The organism is Granulicella sp. L46 (genome assembly GCF_009765785.1).
GTDB lineage: Bacteria > Acidobacteriota > Terriglobia > Terriglobales > Acidobacteriaceae > Granulicella.
Genome location: NZ_LMUT01000009.1, coordinates 128,672 through 148,788 on the forward strand (window position 1 = coordinate 128,672; position 20,117 = coordinate 148,788).

Below are 20,117 nucleotides of genomic sequence, written 5' to 3' on the forward strand. Positions count from 1 at the left end.
GGTTCGAACAGGAGGCTTCGCCTGTTCTCGCCGAGGATGTCGTCGAGATTATTACCATAACTCAGGTTGAGCCCCGTGGCGCGCGCTATTGATCAAGGGGTTAATAATCAACAGATGTCCGCGCCACGCTGCTCCTGAGGTCTATTCGCTGCCGTTCAAAGCGAAGTTCACCGTGATAGTGGTATCTACTTCGGTCGGATCGCCATTCAGCAAATACGGCCGGTATCTCCACTGCTGCACTGCTTGCATTGCATAGTTGTTGAACATCGGGTTCGTGCTGCTGGATACCGACAACCTCTCCACAGCACCGGTCTTCGAAATGATTGCGTGCAGCACAACTGTTCCGCTCATGTGTGCAATCTTTGCAATCGGAGGGTACTGCGGCTCGACAAACGCAATGCGGTTACCCGCGATCACGCCGCCCGAAATGCGTGCCGGTCCAGTTGGCTTTGGTGGGGCTACGTGAATCGCCGGCCCCGTGCCGCCCGTGATACCGCCAAATACTCCACCGGGCGCTCCGCCGGCCATGCCTTCCATGCCAGCGACGCCTGCCCCAGCTGGAGGCGGCGGTGCATCTTCCTTCACCATCTTGATGTCTTTAGGAATTTTCGTTGGCGCATGGAGGCCGTTATCCACGGTCACTACCTTGATCACCTTCACCGCAGGCGGCGGTGGTGGCGGCGGCGGAGGCGGCGGTGGCGGCGGAGCTGTCAGCGATGCCGTCAGCGAGTTGTGCGGCAAAGCCTCGGGATACAGGAGCGGAACCAAGATCATCAGGCCGACGATTAGCCCGTTGAATACAAACGTGGCAATCATCCAATACTTCGACCGGGTCTTGAGCTTACCGCCGGATTCCATCAGAGCGTCTTCGAACATTTAAGCGACCTCCTTCCCCTGAGGGGAAAGCATAAGATCTTTAGACACCGCGTTAACTCGAATTGTTCCCGGATGCAGTTTATTTTTCAAAAAAACTGCATGCCTGGCGCGTAGTTCCCGCCATTTGTTTTGGATGAATTTATCCGGGGTTTGAGATGCCGCGCCTTGCAGCTCATCCTATCTCAAATCGCCCGGAATGAGGAAATGCCTGAGAAATGGTGCAGTCCTATCCTTTTAGCGCCGAACGACTTTTGCCGCAGGAAGCGCAACCCGCTTGCCCGCAGGCGCCTTCTTCGCCCGCCAGTCCTGGTACGCCACCAGCATCGGCGCCGCCACCGCAATCGACGAATACGTTCCGATAATGATGCCCACCACCAATGCGAACGAGAAGCCACGCAGCACTTCGCCGCCAAAAACAAACAGGCAAAGCACTGTCAGAAATGTCAGTCCCGAAGCAATCACCGTTCGGCTCAGCGTCTGGTTAATGCTGCGGTTCACCAAATCGGCGAGCTTGTCGCGCCGATTCAACGCCAAGTTCTCGCGAATACGATCGAACACAACAATCGTGTCGTTCATCGAGTAGCCCACCAGCGTCAGGATCGCTGCCACTACCGTCAGCGTAATCTCCTGGTTAGTCAGCGAAAAGAAACCGATCGTGATCAGCGTGTCATGAAACACTGCCACCACCGCCGCCACTCCATAGATCAGCTCAAACCGGAACCACAGGTAGATCAGCATTCCGAGCAGCGAATACAGCGTCGCCAGCTCCGCCTCGTGCGTAAGCTGCTTACCTGCCGTCGGCCCCACAATGTCCACCTGCTGCACAGTGAAGCCGGAGTCGTGATAACCCGCCGTCAGCGCGTTCTCCACCGCCGACCGGCCTTCATCATGCGCCGTATCCTGCGCCGTCGACATCGGCAAAGAGATGATCTCCTTATTGCCGAGCGCCCCGCCGCCCACATCAGAAATCCGCTGCACCGTCGCGTCCTTGATATTGGCCGCAGCGAGCGCCTTGCGGATGTTGTCCTCGTGCGGTGCGCTGTCGAACTGAACGGTGATCGCCGTTCCGCCCTTGAAGTCCACGCCCGTAGGGATTCCATGCCAGAAGAAGATGCTGATCAGTCCAGCAACCGAGAAGATCAGGCTGAAGCCCAGGAAGTACCATTTCTTCCCTAGCCAGTCGATATTTGCGCTCCGAAACAGTTCCACGTTTTCTTTCCTTCAGCGATTAGCTCTTAGCTCTTCGTAACAATTTGTTGTCGCCGTTGCTTCAACTGGAAGCCAACAGCTGGAAGCTTTTCTTCAAATCGAAAGCTCTGCCGTGCCGCGTTCTTTCTTGCTCAGCAGGTAGTCGAAGATCGTGCGCGAGACAAACACCGCAGTAAAGATGTTCGCGATCAAGCCAATCGTCAGTGTCACTGCGAAGCCCTTCACTGGCCCGGTTCCGAACAAGAACAGGATTGCCGCTGACACCACGGTCGTGACGTGCGTATCGAAAATCGTCGTCCAGGCATGCGCGAATCCATCCTGCACCGCGGCCGCGGCCGTCTTGCCCAGCCGCAACTCTTCACGAATACGCTCGAAGATCAGTACGTTGGAATCCACGCCCATACCAATGGTCAGGATCACTCCGGCAATACCTGGCAGCGTAAGCGTCGCGCCTGAGAAGCCCATGAACCCCAGCAGGATCAACAGGTTCAGAATTAGCGCCAGGTCCGCGTTGATGCCCGCGCCCTTGTAATAGAACAGCATGAAGATCAGCACCACCACCAGGCCGGCAATCGACGCCACTACGCCTTGGTGAATGCTGGCCGCACCCAGCGTCGGCCCTACCGTCCGCGTCTCCAGGTACGAGATCGACGCAGGTAGCGAACCCGTCCGCAGCATCAGGCTAAGGTCAGCTGCCTGGTCCTGCGAAAACCCGCCGGTAATCCGTCCCTGGTCGCGAATCGCGCCCTCAATCCCCGCCACCTCGCGCACCTGGTTGTCCAGCACGATCGCCATCTGGCCCGTGCCCTTGTTCGCGTCCGTGTACTTGTAGAAGCGTTCGCCCGCCTCGGTCGTCAGGTCGAACGTAATATCCGGCCGTCCGTTCTCATCGGTCGATGGCTGCGCGTCGCGGAAGTCGGTACCGGCAACAATCGCCAGCCGCTTCAGCAGGTAATACTGGTCCGGGCCGCCCGCGCCATTCGAACCCTTCAGCAGCTCAGCGTCTGCCGGAATTCCGGCCGGATTCGCCTGCTGCGCCTCGGCCTCGCTGCCATAACTGCCCACGACCGCGTGAATCTCAAGCTTCGCGGTCGACTGAATGATGTTCTCTACTCGGCCCGGATCGGACACGCCCGGCAACTGCACCAGGATCTCGTTGTCGCCCAGGCCATACTTCTCGATCACCGGCTCGCTCACGCCCAGCGTATTCACGCGCTCGCGGATCGTGTCGATCGACGTATCCAGCGCCCGCTCTTCGATCGTCCGTATCTCCGACAGCTTCAGCGTCATCTTGTACCCGCCGTTGCCCGTCGACGACACGTCATAGCCGGCATACTCATTGCCAGTCAGAACTTCGTGGATCGCGCTCTGCTGCGTCGGCGATCCGCCCGAGATCGTGATCACCTCCGGATGCGCCGGGTCCAGCTTCGCCGCCGTCCCTCCCGTCGCCGCCAGCGCCGTGTTCAGCGCCTGCACATCACGGTCAGTGGACGAGTTCACGGCCTCCGCCACATGCACCTGCAGCACCAGGTGCGTGCCACCCTTGAGATCGAGTCCCAGGTTAATGCGGTTCTCAAGCGACTGCTTCAACCCACCGTGCGGAATCCCGAAGATTCCGTACGTGAAGATCAACAGCACTGCGACGATAAAGCCCGTTCTACTGGCCAGATTCTTGCCCATTGTTATCTTGTTTCCTTCAATGCCTGTATCGAGAGGGTGTGTACGTCCCGGCCGTCTGCCGACTACGCCTTGCTGTTGTCTTCTTCCGTGGTAACCGCCGCCACAGCGCTCTTCACAAACTCCAGCTTCACGCCATCAGGAGCCGTGCGGACCACCAGCAAATCGTCCTTCACGCTCACAATCACGCCGCGAATGCCGCCGTTCGTGGTCACACGATCGCCCGGCTTCAGTGCCGCCAGCATCGCCGCCCACGTCTTCTGCTTCCGCTGGTTAGGCGCAATCAGCAGAAAATACATCGCGACAAACATCAACAGCAGCAGCGGAATCCCGCCAAATTTACCGAAGATCGATCCGCCGCCAGCCTGCAAAGCAAAACCCAAAGCGTTCACTGCCACATCCTGCTTGCGCGCCGAACGCACGAAATTTCTTCGCCGGTCGCGTCTTCCTTGAAAATTTGGGGATTTTCGCTCGCCCAATCGGCAAGCACTGGAACTGTGCGGTGCACCCGAAGTTTCCTCCAGACACACGCCCACGAAAGCCAGCCAATCACACCTGAAAGTTAAGCATCGCGGAATGACCGCGTGATGTCAAGGAAATCGCGGGTTTGTAGGGGTTCGTTTTCGTCGGACGGCCTGAAATTTCCGGAAAGCTGGCTGTCCAGAAATCCCGATCATTCATCCGTGAATCCGCTCTCGACCGCTTATGATAAGTGCACTCGTATGAGCACATCTGATGAAGCAAGGACACCCCGGCTCGATTACCGGCTGTTCAATGCAAATGCGGTCGGACTAGCGGCATTCATTTGCAGCCCTCTTGCCGGCGCCATTCTGATAGCCGCTAACTACGGCAGATTGGGAAAAGCTGGGAAAGGCGTGCTCGCCGTCCTCTTCGGGTTGATTGCCAGTGCACTCATCATCCTTATCAAGTTGAATTGGAACACTCCTGCGGGCTCCTTCGCCTCGGCCGCGCTTGCGCTCCTGCTCTTCCTTTGCACGTGGCAGATCGCAATGGAGGTGCAGGGCGACGCTGTTGAAGAGCACGTTGCGGCTGGCGGTCGCCTTAACACTAAGTCGATGGCCTTTTTCGTCGGGGTCGCGACTCTGGCGCTTTTGTACGGCATAACTTGGGCTGTGCTCTTTGCGATTCAAGACCGCAAAGTGATCATTGGAACCAACGATGATGTGGTCTACTCCGGCCTGGCAACCAAAGCCAATGCCACGGCGCTCGGCAACGAACTCAGAAACCACAAATACTTCCTCGACAGCGGAGCAACCGTTCTGCTCAGCAAGAAAATCCCCGACACAACCATCTCATTCGTCGTGCCAGACGGCACCTGGAATCAGGCGGGAATTCTCTCTTCGTTCGAAGAGCTTGCGCGGGAAGTAGCCCCGACAGTGGGCGGCTTTCCGGTTCAGGTCCAACTGCTCGACGGCAAGGCTGACGTCGAAGAGTCATCGACGGTGGGCCAGGTACGTTTCGATAACGACAACCTCGTCTACTACGAGGGCATGGCAACCAGGGAAGAGGCGCGCGCACTCGGGCAACAGCTCGACTCGACTGGTTTCTTTCGAGGTAAGGGAGCCAACGTATTGTTGATCCGCCACAATGGCGAAGGCACGACACTCGCGTTCGTCGTAGCCGACGAGGCTTGGTCAAATCCCGCGAAGGTAAGCAATTTCGAAACGATCGTGCGGGACGCTGCTCCCGCGGTAGGCGGCTTGCCAATCGGGCTCCATCTCGTCAACCCACAACTCGAGCTAAAGAAGGAGGAGCTCGTCGAGTAGAGAGCGCGCCGGAAACAGAGACAGAGGCGGAGAACGTCTCTGAAAACCGCGTGAAAGATAGATGGGTAGCCACCGAGTTCAAACCCGCCCCACTCCCGCGCGCTACACCTAAACTCCTATTTCGCCTCCAGCGCCTTCAACTTGTCTTTCGCATCCGCATTCTCCGGATCCTTCTCCAACGCCTTCTTATAACTCGCCACCGCCTCCACCTTCTGACCCGCCTTCTCCTGCGCCTCGCCCAGCGTCTCGTACGCGTTACCCGACTCCAGATACATCGCCGTATTCAGCTTCAACACCTCCACCGCCTCCCCCAGGTGCCCATCCCCCTGCAACTCAGTCGCCCAGTCATACATCGCCGACTCCTCCACCTTGAAATCCGCCTTCTCCTTCTTCATCGCCGCATACACCTCGGCCAAATGTTCGAACCCCTTTTCTCCCGCCCCCACCCGCAGCGCCTCAAACGTCACCGGAGTCCCCTTCGCCGCGCGAAAGCCCACGGTCATCATGTGTGGCGGCACGCCATTCTCCGTCGGAGTCTTCTTCAGAAACGCCATCGCCTCCGCATTATGCTTTAGATACGCATCCAGAAAAGTCAGCGTGTATTTCGCCACCCACCCGTACCCCACAATCCCATCCGCGCGCGAATAATCCCCCTTCCGATTCTCCGGATAGTGTTTCCATATCTCTTCATTCCGCTGGTACACCGAGCTGTGCTCCACATGCACCAGCGCCATATCATCCACCGTAATCAGATCTCCATGCGTCCACGCATTCAGCACATTCGGACCGTCGTTGTCCTTACCCGTAAAATATTTCGCCTGCTCCTCCAGCGAGATCGCTCCCTGCGTGAAGAACAGCAGCGGCAGCGTTATCTCCTCTGGATGCACATACCCCGAGTTCTTCACCAACCCCGGGTAATAGCGCATGCTCCCATCCAGCGCCACCAGCGCGTCGATCCGGTTATCCCGCGCCGCCGCAAACAAATTCGAGATCCCGCCCCAACTGAACCCCGCTACCGCAATCTCCGACATATCCGTATTCAGCAGCGTCTGCGCATACCCAATCAAAAACGAAATATCCCGTGCCTGCGCATCAATCCCCGTCAGATCCGGCGTCATCCCGCGCGCCGTCGCCCCCATATCCGGGCTCGCCACCACTACATACCCATGGCTCGCCAAATACTCACAAAGGTCGACATTCTCCCAAGCCATCGACGAAAAACTCGGCGCATAAATCACCAGCGGGAACTTCCCCACCAGCGCCTTCGCATCCTTCACCGCCCACAACGACTCCCCCATCGACGGCTTCATCGCATCGGTCCATTGCTTCCAGTCCGGCGAAATATTCGGCCTATCGAAACTCGTCTCCGTAGCCAGCAATCCGGCGTAATCCCCCACCGTCATCCGCTTCCTGCCACTCGTCTCTGCCGGATACCACACCAGCGTCTGCAGCGGCCGTGCACGCTCCCCCACCGTCGGCTTCCCCTCCGCATCGATCTTGGCCCGATACGTCCGCGAGAAGTCATACTGCTCCACCACTTTCAGGCCCACCGCGTACTTCCCTGGTTGCTCCGTAAACCGAAACAGCGGACCCTCAGCCGCCGGCTTCGTCTGTGCTCCCGCCAGCACAAACCCTCCAGCGACCAAAACAGCCGCGAAAACCCTCTTTGTTCGCATCAATCAGACTCCATCTTCAGCACAAGGTGCAACGAGACTATCCCCTCGCCCCTCCCCGCGGCAAAGCCTTTCGCGAAACCGCTGCAAAGTCTCTCCTCAGCGCACGCATCTTCTTTCCGCGGCCATCTTCCCCATCTCTTCATTGCATCGAATATTTTCTGAATATCTACAATCAAAACCCCCGTCTATTTTAAAATGGGCCCCCTCAAATCGTCCGCGAAGGCCTACCCTTAACGCAGTTGCACGACCTGATTTCCTTTCCCGAAAGGTTATGTCATGGCTACACCCATCACCTCGTCACCCACTGAGTCCGTATGGGACTACCCGCGCCCACCTCGCTTCGAACTCGTCCACAACTACATCCGCATCGTCCACTGCGGCATCCTCCTCGCCGAAACCGCACGCTCCCTTCGTGTTCTCGAGACCAGCCACCCGCCCGTTTATTACATTCCCCACGCCAACATCGCCATGCACCTCCTCAAGCCCTCTCCTCGCCCCGCCACCTTGTGCGAGTTCAAGGGCCTCGCTACCTACTGGTCCGTCGACCTGACCCTCGATCCCCTTCTCAATCTCTCCGAATCGCCCTGTGCCGTCAGCCTCGACGCCGCCTGGAGCTACGTCCAGCCCTCCCCCGCCTACGCCGACCTGCGCAACCACGTCGCCTTCTACGCAAACCGCGTCGACGAGTGCACCCTCGATGGCGAACGCGTCGTCCCCCAACCCGGCGACTTCTACGGCGGCTGGATCACCTCCAACATCACCGGGCCCTTCAAAAGCCCCACCGACCCCAAAAACTGCTAGCTCCCCCACTAAACTTGCCAGGCGACAATATGGGTGCCCGCGGTGCCCCGCCTTTGAGACCTAACTTCGTAGGCTGCGCATAGCGGCCGCCTCTTTTCTCCGGCTACCGCAGCAACGCCCCCGTCTCCTGACACTCGCCTTTCATTCCCTATGGCTCTTAACCCTCGCCGTCCGCGCAGGACCAGGACCCGCGATACCCTTATGTATGCGCATCAAGTTAAGCGACATACGCAGCGAGCTCCCGCCGCTCGTCCACCTGGCTCTGCCGCTCATCGCCGGCGAGCTCGGCTGGGTCTCCATGTCGCTGGTCGACACCATCATGCTCGGCCACCTGCCCAACTCCGCTCTCGCCATGAGCGCCGCTGCCCTCGCGCAAGTCCTCTTCAACACCTTCTGCTTCGGCGTCGGCGGCGTCCTCCTCGGCCTCGACACCCTCATCTCCCAGGCCCTCGGCGCCAAAGAACAGCAGGAAGCCAACCGCTGGCTCCTCCACGGCCTCGTCATGGCCCTCGCCCTTTCCGCGCTCCTCATCGCCATCTTCGCCCTCACGCCCGTCCTTCTTTTCCGCCTACCCGTCGACCACGCCATCCTCGCCCAGGCTGTCCCCGCCATGCAGGGCCTCAACTACGGAACCCTCCCCCTGCTGCTCTACTTCACCTTCCGCCGCTACCTGCAGGCCCACCACCACGGCCGCCCCATCGCCTTCGCCCTCATCTCCGCCAACCTCGTCAACGCGGGTGTGGACTGGCTCCTGATCTTCAGCCACCACTGGAATATCGCCGGGCACAGCTACGGCATCCCCGCCTTCGGCGTCACCGGCTCGTCCTGGGCAACCAGCTTTGCTCGCCTCTATCTCATGGCCGTCCTCGTCTTCGCCGTCTGGCGCGCCGACCGCAACCACCACTACGGCCTCCTCGCCAGCCTCCGCCAGCGCGCGTGGCTCCGCATCGAGTACCAACACCTCCGCCGCCTCTTCCTTCTCGGCGCCCCCGCCGGCGCCTCCATCTTCGTCGAAATCGCCATCTTCGCCCTCGTCACCGCGCTCATCGCCACCTTTGGCCGACTCTCTCTCGCCGGCCACGAAGTCGCCCTGCAATGCGCCAGCACCACCTTCATGGTGCCCTTCGCCATCTCCGCCGCCACCTCCGTCCGTGTCGGCCACGCTATCGGACGCATGCGCATCGGCCTCGGCACCACTGCCAACGTCATCGCCGCCGGATGGAGTGGCGTCGGCACCGGCGCCGCCTTTATGCTGTGCGCCTCCGTCCTCCTCCTCTCGATCCCCACCTACATCGCCCGGATCTTCACACCCGACCCCGGCGTCATCGCCGCCGCCGTCCCTCTGCTCCTCATCGCCGCCGGCTTCCAGTTCTTCGACGGCGTCCAGATCACGGCCACTGGAGCCCTCCGCGGCGCAGGCAACACCCACGCCCCCTTCATCACCCAACTCGTCTGCTACTGGTTCATAGGAATGCCGCTAGGCATCCTTCTCGGCTTCCACGAAAAACTAGGAGCCGCCGGCCTATGGTGGGGCCTCCTCATCGCCCTAACCTGCGGAGCCTTCGCCATGTGCTACTTCTGGCGTCGCACCACCCACGCCCTCCCCAGCTAAAAAGCAACCAGTCGAAGCAGCCCGCCTTTGCCTTAGCTAGAAGCTGAGAACTGACAACTGAGAACTAAATGCTCTTCACCACCGTCAACGCGCCCGCCACTATCCACGGCGTCCGCAGCAGCCCGCTCGCCAAAAACATCCCCGCCGTCAACAGAAATGGCAACGCCACATGCCATCGTCGCTCGCCTGTCCTATCCGAGTGCACCGCATTACCGAGCATCGCCGCAGCGCCCATCAATCCCGCACCCGACACCAGCCACCCCACCACCGATACTCCCCATCCCGTCGCCGCCTGCAGAATCGCCGGCGCCGAAAGCGCATAAGCATACCCCGCCGTCTGCACGCATAAACACGTTGCGCCCACCTGCCACACCCGCGGGTCGCGCAGCATCCTGACCATGCTGTCGCCATGATCACAATCCACTGGCTGATTCGCCATCTCCCGCACCAGCCAATCCCGCTCCGCCGCGTTCAGCCACGTCGCATCCTTCGGCTGATCGATCAGGTATCGCAGCAGCACCCCGCTGAACAGCACGCCCGGCAAACCCTCCAGCAGAAACAGCCACTGCCATCCCGCCAGCCCCAGCCTCCCCTGCAATCGCAGCAGCGGACTCGCCACCGCTCCCATCACCGTAGACGACAGCGGCAGCGCCACATAAAACCTGCTGATCACTCTCGCCCGCAGCCGCGCCGGAAACCACTCCGACAAATAGAAAATCACCCCCGGAAAGAATCCCGCCTCCGCCATCCCCAGCAAAAATCGCACCGTGTAAAACTGCACAGGCGTCCGGACAAACATCATCCCCATCGCCAGCAGTCCCCACGTCAGCATGATCCGCGCCAGCCACCGCCGCGCCCCAACCCGGTGCAACAACAGATTCGACGGCACCTCGCACGCCGCATAACTCAGAAAGAAAAGTCCCGCCCCAAACCCATACACCGTAGCGCTGAAGTGCAGATCACGATTCATCTGCAGCGACGCAAAGCTGATGTTGATCCGATCCATGTACGCAATGCCGTACCCCACCCCCAGCAGCGGAATCAGCCGCCAACTGGCCTTGCGCAGCGCCGCCTTCCCCACGAGCGCAGCAGAATCATGCGCCCATACCTCCGACGATTCGGCCAAAGACATAGCGCGCCTCTACCTTGCAGGATTGAGAACTCAGCAGGGCCCACCAGCGCTTGCACGAATGCCCAAAGCATACCACCCACACCAAGCCCTTACGCCCGACCCTCCCGCCGCTGCGCAATCACCAGCCCCCGCGGCGTAGGCAGGAACACGCACGACAACAAACCCTCCGCCTCCAACTTGAACGCCGCATTCCGCACCGTCTTCATATGCGAGCTCGCATCATGCATCAGCACCAGCCCCGTCGGCCGAACCTGCGGCAGAAACCGCCGCACCTCACTCTCCCGTATGTCCACGTCCGAATCCGAAAATAAAATATCAATCGTCCCTTCGACTTTCATCTCCAGTGACGACTCGTTCCTCAGCTCAATAAACGGCGCCAGCTCATGCCCCTCGATCTTCTCCTTCGCCGCCGCAAACACCTTCGGGTCGTACTCGCACGAGATAATCTTCCCAAAGCCGTTCGCCTTCATCCCCTCCGCCATCCACAGCGTCGACACCCCGAGAAACGACCCCGTCTCCACCACCAGCTCCGGCTTCACCGTCGTCACCAGCGTGCGCAGAAACTCCAGCACCTCCGCCTCCGCCGTCATCGAGTCATACATGCTCCACCGCTCCGGCCGCGGACACTCCGGCGTCGCGCGATGATACTCCGGCAGCAGCTTGCCCCCCGCCCGCTCTGCCTGCAACATCACCTTGTGTTCCTGCTTCAACTTCTTCCCAAACAATCCCATATCGTCCTGCCTACACTCCATCTTCGAAATCACTCACCGCTGCGCCAGCGCATCTTCCACCACCTGCGTAGCCCGCTCCACATCAGCCGAGTTCACCTCAATCGCCACGGTCTCGCCATCCGGCAGATCGCTGCCATGCTCGCTCCCATCGCGCCACAGATAGCTCATCTTCGCCTCACCCAGCGCCCGCGCCGCCACCAACGCCTCTCCGCGCTCATACATCGACAGCACCGCCATCGAATCGCCATCCTCCAGCGCATCCTCCCCCTCCGCTCCCGGAAATAGCCCCAGCTGCTCCTTCAGCACGCCAAGCGTCGACTGCAAATCCGTCTGCGCCACCACCAACCCCAAATCCAACCCATTCGGATACGGCTTCATCTCCGGATGCACCACATGCCAGTCCAGCATCCGGTGCTCAATTCCTGCCTCCGTCAGCGTCCGAATCGCCTCCCGCGCCTGGAACGCATCATGAAACAAATACGCCAGCACCTCACCCGCATCGAGCGCTTCTGCCTCCACCGCATCCTCCGCCCCGAGCTCCGGCTCCTGCACCCCAAACGGCGCATGCGTATCCAACTTCCGCTGCCGCATAACCCCCAGCAGCGCCTGCTGCGCCATCTCCGTCAACCCATCGCGCTGCTCATAAAGATCCAGCAACTCCCCATCGCTCTTCTCTTCGTAGAGCGCGCTCAACTTCTCCATCTGTCCATCAAGACTCATCAGCGTGAGCCTACCACCCACGCATCTCCCCGCCAAACCATTGATAGCGGGTCCGTGCGAATCCAACAATATCTGCAATCGCCAAGGGCACGACGTATTGCCTACAAGCCACTGCGATCTAACGTGTCCAGCGGAACAGATTCCGATGCAGGCCGTGCAAGATACTCCGGATAGCTTCCTTTCAATCCCTTGAGCTTCGCAAAAGGCGTGAGCACAAGAAACAGAAGCTGCTGAACGATCCTTGGTCCCTTGTCATATCGAATGACATCGTCAAACTCTCTCGCCATGAGCGCTATCTGCAGCATGCTTGGCTTGCCCGTAGTGTCTGTCTTGCCATCTTGCGCGAGAGAGAAGCCATTCTTGATCACCATAGCGAACCGATCAGCAGGCTGCACGTCCATCCGAACCAACGCTTCGCTGGATCCCGAATTCCAGAAACTATGCCGGGTACCGGGAGGAATATCAACGGTCTGACCGGGCTCCGCCGTCTTCTCCGCTCCATTGAGCGTGAACGAGACCGTGCCTTTGATCACTTTGAATTGCTCATGAATAGACGGATGATAGTGACGCCCCATCATCCCACCCCCAGGCCGAAGATATCCATCGACTACAAGACGTTTCCCGTCCGTTTCATCCGTCCCTAAGACAACCACGGCTCGTTCGCCGCTCGCTGGGTTGATGTAGACCTCGCCTGCATGCATGACTCGCCCCTCAGATTCAATTTTGGATTCCGTTAGACTACTCCACCGCCTGCCATCTCCCAACAATAACGGGCTCCCGGAATGTCCCGGAAGCCCGCTCCTGCCTAACCACATCCCTTAGGCCTTCGTCTGGAAGATCCCCTCAAACGCCGGGCGCACACTCCACGCCGTCAGCACCCAGAGAATCACCACCACGATAGCCAGTGGCAGTCCACCAGGCGCCATGAACGCGTGAAACAGAAAGATGTTCACAATCACCGGTCCCAGCAGCAACAGCGCCAGCGGAACATACCGTCCCACCAGCAGCAGGATCGCCGGAATCAGCTCCAGCAGAAACACCACGACCAGCACATGCGACACAAATAGCGCTCCCATGAACTGTCCCGCAACCCCGGAAGGTGGCGGCATCGGAATGAAGTGCAGAAAGCCATTCGCTCCAAACACCAGGAAGATCAGGCCCAACAAATACCGCGCAGTTAAACCAGCAACTCTCATCGAGGGTTCCTTTCAGATTGAATTAATCCACTTGAGCCCGACAGAGCATCGCCGACCAATTACGCGTGTGCCGCAGCCAGCGCCGCAACCGCTTCATCATGCGGCTGCAAAAACTCTGCGCGATCCGCACCATAATTCAGCGCCATCGCACCGCCCGCAGTGTGGAACACCACATCGCCGAACCCAACGAACCCAAACAGCGTCTTCAAATACGGCTCGATAAAATTCAACGACTCCATCCCGCTCCCCGGCCCATACGCTCCGCCCGTAGCCACCAGGAACGTCGCCTTCTTGCCCATCAGCAATCCCTTCGGCTTGCCATCGGCATAGCTGAACGCCCGGTTCACCCGCACCACCTGGTCAACCCAAAGCTTCAGCACGCTCGGAATATTGAAGTTGTGCATCGACACGCCGATCGCCAGCTCATCCGCCGCATCAATCTCCGCCAGCAACTCATCCGACGTCGCCAGCGCGGCCTTCTGCTCCGCCGTCCGCGACTCTGCCGGCGTATAAGCCGCCGCCACCCACTCCGCGTTAATCGATACCAACCCGCTCTTGGTCAGGTCGCGCGTCACGACTGTCCCGCCCGGATGCGCCTTCTTCCAGCTCTCTACAAACGTCTCAGACATGTGGCGCGAAACCGACGCCGCTCCCATCGGACTCGAATCAATACGAAGTAATGTGGCCATGGTTGAATCTCCTTTGCAACAGTTGATGTCTAAACAACAGATGTCGATTCAAGATAAATACGACACATGTCGTTTATCAACCAATCTCGATGAATTTTTAGTACTCTCAATCCCATGGCAATCCCCACCGCCATCTCCGCAGCGTCAATCGCCCCGCCCGAATCCACCCCGGACGCCGCGTCTTCCCCTGTGGAATCAGCAGCTTCACCCGTAGAATCAGCGGCTCTCCCCTTCGAATCCATGCCTCAGCCCTTGGAATCCCAAGACCCGCGGATCCGCCGCACCCGCCAGCTTCTCCAGCAAGCCCTGGCCACCCTCCTCCGCACCCGCGACTTCGACAAGCTCTCCGTCCAGGAGATCACCGACGCCGCCGGCGTCAACCGTGCGACCTTCTACGCCCACTACCCCGACAAGTTCGCCCTCCTCGAGTGCATGGTTGCCGGCCGCTTCCACGCCCTCCTCGCCGGGCGCGGAGTCGTCTTCGACGGCACCTGCACCAACGCCCTCACCGGCATCGTCCTCGGCGTCTGTGACTTCCTCTCCCAAACCCTGGCCCAGTTCGCAAACACTCCCTGCGCCGCTTCCAACCAGGTGCCCCCGCACATGGAGACCGCCATCGTCGCAGTCGTTCGCGGCATGCTCCTCGACGGCCTGCGCAACCATCCCCCCGCGAGCCCAACTCCGCCGACAGCCTCCCCCGAACTCCTGGCCGCGACCGCCAGTTGGGCCATCTACGGCGCAGCCCGCGAGTGGGTCCAGACCCCCAACCACCTCCCCTCCGAAGAGATCGCCGTAACCGTCCAGCGCCTCGTGGCCCCCATCCTCCTCCAGCAATCCGCTTAGCGGAACGGCCCCAAGAAATCGTTCAGATCAACTCGCGGCTTAGCCTTCTTAGAGCGTTGCCGCGCAACTCTCCATTCACCACGTTCCTGTCCCTCAAAGCCAAATTTCTAGCACCGTAGTTTGCTAAGTAAAACCCAACTTGCCGAAAACCCGACTTAGCGGGTAGACGTTGATTAGTTGCGAGAAGAGCGTTTATCGGGACTGACCTTCCCTCCGACCGTTCTGGAGCCGATAGCTTCGCTCATTGAGCGTCAGCGCTGAAGTCCCTTGGTCGAGACTTCGGACCCAGGTGGTTCGCGAAACGGTTTAACAGAAATGCGATCGTACCGCACTTCCAGCACAATCAGGGTCTCAGTACCGCCCGGCGCACGAAGAACAACTTCATCGCCCTCTGACGCTCTCATTAATGCGCGCCCCAAGGGGGAAGCCCAACTGATGTGGTTGCGGTCGAGATCGATTTCGTCTGTGCCGACTATGCTCGCCACTCGCTCCGCCCCTGCGGCATTCGCATAGCGCACGGTGGCTCCAAAGAACGCTCTCGTCGCTCGCTGCCCTGTTCTCGGAGCTTCCGGATCTACCACCTCTGCTGCGTCGATTCGCTTCGTCAGGAAGCGAATCCGCCCATCGATCTGCCGCAGTCGTCGCTTGCCGTACTGATAGTCGGCGTTTTCACTGCGATCGCCATTGCTCGCAGCCCACGCCACCACCTCCACCACGGCCGGGCGCTCCTTGGTGAGCAAAAAATGGCGCTCATCTTTCAGACGCTGGAGTCCGCTCGGAGTGATGTAGTTTTTGCCGTGATTCGCCGCGGGCTCCTCTACTTTCGGTCTTCTCGTAAACCCTTTTCGCATCCTGCGACCCTCTCCTGGCGCGATTTGAGATATGAGCGTTTATCAGGCTCGATGCTTGTCGTTCCAGTTCTCGGCACTGATCGTCCACATGCATACCTCGATCTCTCTCGGACCCCAAAGGATGTTGTGTGTGTAACTGAATCCCACCCGCTCCAATAGCTTCCGAGAGTTGTCATGATCGATCCCGTGCCCGGCGACAATCACCGGCATGTTCAGTGTGTCGAAGCCATGCGCGAGCACAGCGAGCAGGGCCTCCTCGCCCAGGCGTTGACCCCATGCGGCACGCATAAGGTTTACGCCAACTTCAATGATCTTAGGGTCCTTTGACCACGGCCGCAGACCGGCACACCCCGCAAATTCACTCGACTCTCGCAGAAATATCGGCCAATACTGTAGGCCCAAAGAGCGGTCACGTTCGCACTCCGTCTGAAGTCGTGCATGCGCTTGTTCACGCGTCATCGGCCCGCCGAAGAAGCGGGTCACCTCTGGATCACACCATAACGCTTCCGCAAGTGCGGTATCGGCTTCAGTCCAGCTCCTAAACTTCAGACGCACAGATGGCAATGGAAACACGCGCAAACCTAGCAACTCGTCCTGCAACAACGAGTTTACCCGTCGCTCCTGTGAAGTCGGCTTCTCGCCAGTAGTCTCGCCTATTCCGTCATTCCCGCAAAACGGTGTTGCGGCAACTTCGAACGCTCGAGTCAGAGCGGACCACAATCGAACCCATAACTCTATCCACTCACCCCTCCCCTGACATATCATGGCCCGACCGCATGATGCCCTCGAAACCCGCTCCCACCTCCCCTCGTACCAACCGCTGGGTCACCGCCGCGGTCGTCGCCCTGCTCCTCATCCTCTCCGCGCAAATCATCCACGCCATCCACGGCCAGTCCCTTACTTGGGACGAAGACGATCACATCTTTGCCGGCTACGAGAGCTGGAAGACTCACGACTTCGGCCTCAATCCCGAGCACCCACCGATGGTCAAGCAGCTCGCCATCCTCCCGCTGCTCCCGCTCCATCTCAACGTCCCCCCGCTGCAGAACCGCTTCTTCAAATCCGAAGCCTACCTCGACGGCCAGCAACTTCTCTACCACAACGGTCCCGCAGACGGCGGCCGCTACTCCGTCGACACTCTCGTCTTCCGCGCCCGGCTCCCAACCCTCCTCTTCGCCATAGCCGCCGCGCTACTCGTCTTCTTCGCCGCCCGCGAGATGTTCAACGTTCGCGCCGGCCTCATCGCACTCACGCTCTTTTGCTTCGATCCGAACCTGCTAGCCTTCGGCGCCTACGTCACCACCGACATGGCCGCCTCCTGCACCATCTTCGCCACCATCTACGCACTCTGGCGATACGTCCAGCGCCCCACCCCCGCGCGCCTCGTCGTCACCGGAATCGCCGCCGGCCTCGCCCTCGCGGCCAAGCACTCCACCGTGCTCCTCGCCCCCATGCTCGTCCTCCTCCTCGCCGGCGAACTAGCCGCCCGAGCCCTCTCCGCCCGCCGCCCGCGCAACCCCCAACAAACCACCCTCGCCCGTACCGCCCTCCACTACGCCGCCGCGCTCGCCATCATCACGGTCATCGGAGTCGCAGTCCTCTGGGCCTTCTACGGCTTCCGCTACGCCGCGCGACCCGCCCCCCTCGTCCTCTCTCCCTCACTCACCGACTACGTTGGCCCACTCGCCGGCATCCAGGCCCGCGGCATCCTCCTCGCCGCCCGCTTCCACCTCCTCCCCGAAAGCTATCTCTACGGCCTCGCCGACGTCCGCAAGATGGCCAACGACATGCCCAGCTTCTTCTTCGGCCACGTCTACCAGCACGGCATCTGGTACTACTTCCCCGTCGTCTTCGTCATCAAGTCCACCATCGCACTGCTCCTCTCCCTCGCGCTCACCCTCTTCGCCATCGCCCGAGGATACCTCCGCAACGCACGCGCCCTCTGGTTCCTCATCGCTCCGCCCGCGCTCTACTTCATCGTCGCCATGTCCTCGCACCTAAACATTGGAGCCCGTCACATCCTTCCCGTCTGGGTCTTCTGCTGCGTACTCGCCGGCGCCGGCCTCTCCGCCCTCATCCAACACAACCACCGCTGGCTCTACCCCGTAGCCGCTCTCCTGCTATTCCAAATCGCCACCACCCTCCACGCCTCCCCCAACTACATCGCCTACTCCAACGAAGCCTGGGGAGGCCCCACCCACACCTACCGCTATCTATCCGACTCCAACACCGACTGGGGCCAGCAGCTCCTCGCCACCTCCGCCTACCTACGCGACCGCCACATCACGCACTGCTACTTTGCATACTTCGTCACCCCCTTCGTCCTTCCCAGCGACCACGGCATCCCGTGCGTCTACCTTCCCACCCCCGACTCCTTCGGCTCCGGCGTTCTCCCCAACATCCCCACCACCATCGACACCGCCATCGATGGCCCCATCCTCATCAGCGCCGGCGACCTCAACTACTTCGAGTCCGGCTCCTCCGTTCTCAACCCCTACCAGTCCCTTATGAACGTGCACCCCTCTGCCTACATCCAGGACGGCATCCTCGTCTTCAACGGCCGCTTCACCCTCCCCCTCGCCGCCGCCCTTCCCCATGTCGACCGCGCCTGGGCCTTCGCCAACGCGCACAACAACCCCGCCGCCCTCAACGAAGCCATCCTCGCAGAATCCCTGGCCCCCAACGCCATCCAACCAGAGATCGTTCTAGGCGACACCCAAGCCGCCGCCGGCAACAAGGAAGCCGCCCGCCAGGCCTATGCCCGCGCCATCGCCACGATCAACACCATGGACCCCGACGCCCGCGACAAATGGCTAGCCACCGTCAACCAAAAACTAGCCGCCCTCTAGCTAGCACCCTCGACGTCCCGTTAGCGACCCGAACGTAAAGCTTGTCATCTCGACCGAAGCGAAGCGCAGCGGAGAGATCCCTGCATTTGCATTTGCTGTTGCCGTTCTGGCTGCCATCCCGCAGGGATCTGCTTCTTCTTTTGCCGTTGCCCTTGTTTTTCTGTCTGTCATTCCGAGCGCAGCGAGGAACCTGCTTCTCGCTCGCGCAGCAAGCGCCCGTTCTTGCCTTTAGCTAAAGCTGGAAGCTAACCCGCCCGCCGCCAAATCCCCGCGCACCCGCTCCATCGTCTCCAAATAAAACGCCAAATTATGAATCGAGTTCAGCGTAGCCCCCAACTGCTCGCCACTCGACACCAAATGCCGCAGATACCCCCGCGTATGCCTCTGACAAACCATGCACCCACACCCCTCATCCAGCGGCCGCTGATCCTCCGCGTTCTCCAACTTCTTCACATTCAACCGCACCACCGCACTTCGCCGATCCTTCGGATCCTCACGCACAAACACCAGCCCATGCCGCCCCGCGCGCGTAGGCAGCACACAATCCATCATGTCCACGCCCATCCGCGCATACTCTTCAATCTCATCCGGATACCCCACCCCCATCACATACCGCGGCTTATCCTTGGGCAGATGTTCCAGCGTCAGCGCAATCATCTCCCGTGTCACCTCGCGCGGCTCGCCCACCGCCAACCCCCCAATCGCATACCCCGGCAAATCCATCTCCACCAACCGTTGTGCCGATTCCCGCCGCAAGTCCGCATACATCCCACCCTGCACAATCCCAAACAGCGCCTGATGCTTCCCCTCAAACCTCTCCACCAAGTCGGGTGCCCCAGGTCTCGCTTCTGAGACCTGCGCCGTCCAAGGCACCTCCTCCCGATGCTCCACCCAATACTGCTTCGACCGCTCCGCCCAGGCATGCGTCAGCGCCATCGAATCCCGTGTTCTCTCCCAGCTAGCCGGCGTCTCCACGCACTCATCGAACACCATCATCACGTCCGCACCCAGCGCAATCTGCACGGCCATCGAGTGCTCCGGCGAAAAGAAATGCTTACTCCCATCCAGATGCGATCGAAACTCCACCCCATCCGCCGTAATCTTCCGCAGCTTCGCCAGCGAAAACACCTGGAACCCGCCTGAGTCCGTCAACATCGGCCGCTCCCAACTCATGAACCGATGCACGCCCCCCATCCGCCGAATCAACTCATGCCCCGGCCTCAGATAAAGGTGATACGTATTCGCCAAAATGATCTCTGCGTTGATCTCCTCCAGCACATTCTGCGGAACCGCCTTTACCGTAGCCGCCGTCCCCACCGGCATAAACACCGGCGTCTGCACCACTCCATGCGGCAGCACCAGCTCCGCCCGCCGTCCACCACCTTCGCTCGTCTTTGCCACTTCAAACAAAAGAGACATCGCCCCTCATTGTAGAGGGGCGATGTCTTCACACTCGATCATCCTTCGA

The 20,117-nt window shown here is 60.2% G+C and carries 19 protein-coding genes; 5 read left to right on the forward strand and 14 right to left on the reverse strand.

The annotated features are described in order from the left end of the window. Positions 1-141: 141 nt before the first annotated feature. The 4 genes from GSQ80_RS07235 to yajC form a co-directional block, all read right to left on the reverse strand. Entirely contained in the window at positions 142-876 is a 735-nt protein-coding gene (locus GSQ80_RS07235) for an energy transducer TonB (protein WP_158786980.1), read from the reverse strand. A gap of 234 nt (positions 877-1,110) precedes the next feature. After that, positions 1,111-2,085 (reverse strand): protein translocase subunit SecF, encoded by a 975-nt coding sequence (gene secF, locus GSQ80_RS07240; protein ID WP_158786981.1) that lies wholly within the window; start codon positions 2,083-2,085, stop codon positions 1,111-1,113. Between the two features lie 93 nt (positions 2,086-2,178). After that, positions 2,179-3,765, reverse strand: a complete 1,587-nt coding sequence (gene secD, locus GSQ80_RS07245) for a protein translocase subunit SecD (RefSeq protein ID WP_158786982.1) — start codon at positions 3,763-3,765, stop codon at positions 2,179-2,181. A gap of 62 nt (positions 3,766-3,827) precedes the next feature. Beyond that, the gene (gene yajC / locus GSQ80_RS07250) at positions 3,828-4,154 is read right to left on the reverse strand and encodes a preprotein translocase subunit YajC (RefSeq protein WP_371315693.1); all 327 of its coding nucleotides are present in this window, start codon (positions 4,152-4,154) and stop codon (positions 3,828-3,830) included. A 195-nt stretch (positions 4,155-4,349) separates the two neighbouring features. Between yajC and GSQ80_RS07255 the strand changes: the two genes are divergently transcribed. After that, positions 4,350-5,549, forward strand: coding sequence for a hypothetical protein (locus GSQ80_RS07255; protein ID WP_158786983.1), 1,200 nt, complete (start codon positions 4,350-4,352; stop codon positions 5,547-5,549). A gap of 116 nt (positions 5,550-5,665) precedes the next feature. On the opposite strand, the gene GSQ80_RS07260 is transcribed toward GSQ80_RS07255, so the two are convergent. Further along, positions 5,666-7,225 (reverse strand): CocE/NonD family hydrolase, encoded by a 1,560-nt coding sequence (locus tag GSQ80_RS07260; protein ID WP_158786984.1) that lies wholly within the window; start codon positions 7,223-7,225, stop codon positions 5,666-5,668. A 276-nt stretch (positions 7,226-7,501) separates the two neighbouring features. Between GSQ80_RS07260 and GSQ80_RS07265 the strand changes: the two genes are divergently transcribed. Beyond that, complete coding sequence (locus GSQ80_RS07265; RefSeq protein ID WP_158786985.1) at positions 7,502-8,026, forward strand: DUF427 domain-containing protein; 525 nt, start codon at positions 7,502-7,504, stop codon at positions 8,024-8,026. Between the two features lie 205 nt (positions 8,027-8,231). Continuing rightward, positions 8,232-9,638, forward strand: coding sequence for an MATE family efflux transporter (locus GSQ80_RS07270; RefSeq protein WP_254059501.1), 1,407 nt, complete (start codon positions 8,232-8,234; stop codon positions 9,636-9,638). 64 nt (positions 9,639-9,702) lie between these two features. Here GSQ80_RS07270 and GSQ80_RS07275 read toward each other — a convergent pair whose 3' ends face one another. The 6 genes from GSQ80_RS07275 to GSQ80_RS07300 form a co-directional block, all read right to left on the reverse strand. Continuing rightward, positions 9,703-10,770 carry an MFS transporter gene (locus tag GSQ80_RS07275; protein WP_158786986.1) on the reverse strand — a complete coding sequence of 356 codons (1,068 nt, stop codon included), beginning with the start codon at positions 10,768-10,770 and terminating at the stop codon, positions 9,703-9,705. An 89-nt stretch (positions 10,771-10,859) separates the two neighbouring features. Continuing rightward, entirely contained in the window at positions 10,860-11,501 is a 642-nt protein-coding gene (locus GSQ80_RS07280) for an O-methyltransferase (RefSeq protein WP_254059502.1), read from the reverse strand. A 33-nt stretch (positions 11,502-11,534) separates the two neighbouring features. Then, positions 11,535-12,242, reverse strand: a complete 708-nt coding sequence (locus GSQ80_RS07285) for a hypothetical protein (RefSeq protein WP_158786987.1) — start codon at positions 12,240-12,242, stop codon at positions 11,535-11,537. An 80-nt stretch (positions 12,243-12,322) separates the two neighbouring features. Further along, positions 12,323-13,036, reverse strand: a complete 714-nt coding sequence (locus tag GSQ80_RS07290; RefSeq protein WP_371315694.1) for a cupin domain-containing protein — start codon at positions 13,034-13,036, stop codon at positions 12,323-12,325. 3 nt (positions 13,037-13,039) lie between these two features. Further along, complete coding sequence (locus tag GSQ80_RS07295; RefSeq protein WP_158786989.1) at positions 13,040-13,417, reverse strand: hypothetical protein; 378 nt, start codon at positions 13,415-13,417, stop codon at positions 13,040-13,042. A gap of 59 nt (positions 13,418-13,476) precedes the next feature. Beyond that, on the reverse strand, positions 13,477-14,106 hold the full coding sequence (locus tag GSQ80_RS07300) for an FMN-dependent NADH-azoreductase (RefSeq protein ID WP_158786990.1): 630 nt from the start codon (positions 14,104-14,106) through the stop codon (positions 13,477-13,479). 114 nt (positions 14,107-14,220) lie between these two features. Here GSQ80_RS07300 and GSQ80_RS07305 point away from each other — a divergent pair, with 114 nt between their 5' ends. Further along, a complete protein-coding gene (locus GSQ80_RS07305) occupies positions 14,221-14,949 on the forward strand; it encodes a TetR/AcrR family transcriptional regulator (RefSeq protein ID WP_254059503.1) in 729 nt (242 codons plus the stop codon). 251 nt (positions 14,950-15,200) lie between these two features. Here the strand turns inward: GSQ80_RS07305 and greB are convergent, their stop codons facing one another. Together greB and GSQ80_RS07315 are read right to left on the reverse strand one after the other, a co-directional pair. Further along, positions 15,201-15,800, reverse strand: a complete 600-nt coding sequence (greB, locus tag GSQ80_RS07310) for a transcription elongation factor GreB (protein ID WP_158786991.1) — start codon at positions 15,798-15,800, stop codon at positions 15,201-15,203. Between the two features lie 42 nt (positions 15,801-15,842). Next, entirely contained in the window at positions 15,843-16,403 is a 561-nt protein-coding gene (locus tag GSQ80_RS07315; protein WP_158786992.1) for a GNAT family N-acetyltransferase, read from the reverse strand. Between the two features lie 176 nt (positions 16,404-16,579). Here GSQ80_RS07315 and GSQ80_RS23735 point away from each other — a divergent pair, with 176 nt between their 5' ends. Next, positions 16,580-18,649 (forward strand): glycosyltransferase family 39 protein, encoded by a 2,070-nt coding sequence (locus tag GSQ80_RS23735; RefSeq protein ID WP_158786993.1) that lies wholly within the window; start codon positions 16,580-16,582, stop codon positions 18,647-18,649. Positions 18,650-18,877: 228 nt separating this feature from the next. Here the strand turns inward: GSQ80_RS23735 and GSQ80_RS07325 are convergent, their stop codons facing one another. Continuing rightward, entirely contained in the window at positions 18,878-20,068 is a 1,191-nt protein-coding gene (locus GSQ80_RS07325) for a tRNA guanosine transglycosylase (protein ID WP_158786994.1), read from the reverse strand. Positions 20,069-20,117: the final 49 nt, after the last annotated feature.

Coding starts and splice junctions, on each gene's coding strand:
- GSQ80_RS07235 (WP_158786980.1), bottom strand. CDS start 876: ATGTTCGAAGACGCTCTGATGGAATCCGGCGGTAAGCTCAAGACCCGG.
- secD (WP_158786982.1), bottom strand. CDS start 3,765: ATGGGCAAGAATCTGGCCAGTAGAACGGGCTTTATCGTCGCAGTGCTG.
- GSQ80_RS07255 (WP_158786983.1), top strand. CDS start 4,350: ATGTCAAGGAAATCGCGGGTTTGTAGGGGTTCGTTTTCGTCGGACGGC.
- GSQ80_RS07260 (WP_158786984.1), bottom strand. CDS start 7,225: ATGCGAACAAAGAGGGTTTTCGCGGCTGTTTTGGTCGCTGGAGGGTTT.
- GSQ80_RS07265 (WP_158786985.1), top strand. CDS start 7,502: ATGGCTACACCCATCACCTCGTCACCCACTGAGTCCGTATGGGACTAC.
- GSQ80_RS07270 (WP_254059501.1), top strand. CDS start 8,232: ATGCGCATCAAGTTAAGCGACATACGCAGCGAGCTCCCGCCGCTCGTC.
- GSQ80_RS07275 (WP_158786986.1), bottom strand. CDS start 10,770: ATGTCTTTGGCCGAATCGTCGGAGGTATGGGCGCATGATTCTGCTGCG.
- GSQ80_RS07280 (WP_254059502.1), bottom strand. CDS start 11,501: ATGGGATTGTTTGGGAAGAAGTTGAAGCAGGAACACAAGGTGATGTTG.
- GSQ80_RS07290 (WP_371315694.1), bottom strand. CDS start 13,036: ATGTGGTTAGGCAGGAGCGGGCTTCCGGGACATTCCGGGAGCCCGTTA.
- GSQ80_RS07295 (WP_158786989.1), bottom strand. CDS start 13,417: ATGAGAGTTGCTGGTTTAACTGCGCGGTATTTGTTGGGCCTGATCTTC.
- GSQ80_RS07300 (WP_158786990.1), bottom strand. CDS start 14,106: ATGGCCACATTACTTCGTATTGATTCGAGTCCGATGGGAGCGGCGTCG.
- GSQ80_RS07305 (WP_254059503.1), top strand. CDS start 14,221: ATGGCAATCCCCACCGCCATCTCCGCAGCGTCAATCGCCCCGCCCGAA.
- greB (WP_158786991.1), bottom strand. CDS start 15,800: ATGCGAAAAGGGTTTACGAGAAGACCGAAAGTAGAGGAGCCCGCGGCG.
- GSQ80_RS23735 (WP_158786993.1), top strand. CDS start 16,580: ATGCCCTCGAAACCCGCTCCCACCTCCCCTCGTACCAACCGCTGGGTC.
- GSQ80_RS07325 (WP_158786994.1), bottom strand. CDS start 20,068: ATGTCTCTTTTGTTTGAAGTGGCAAAGACGAGCGAAGGTGGTGGACGG.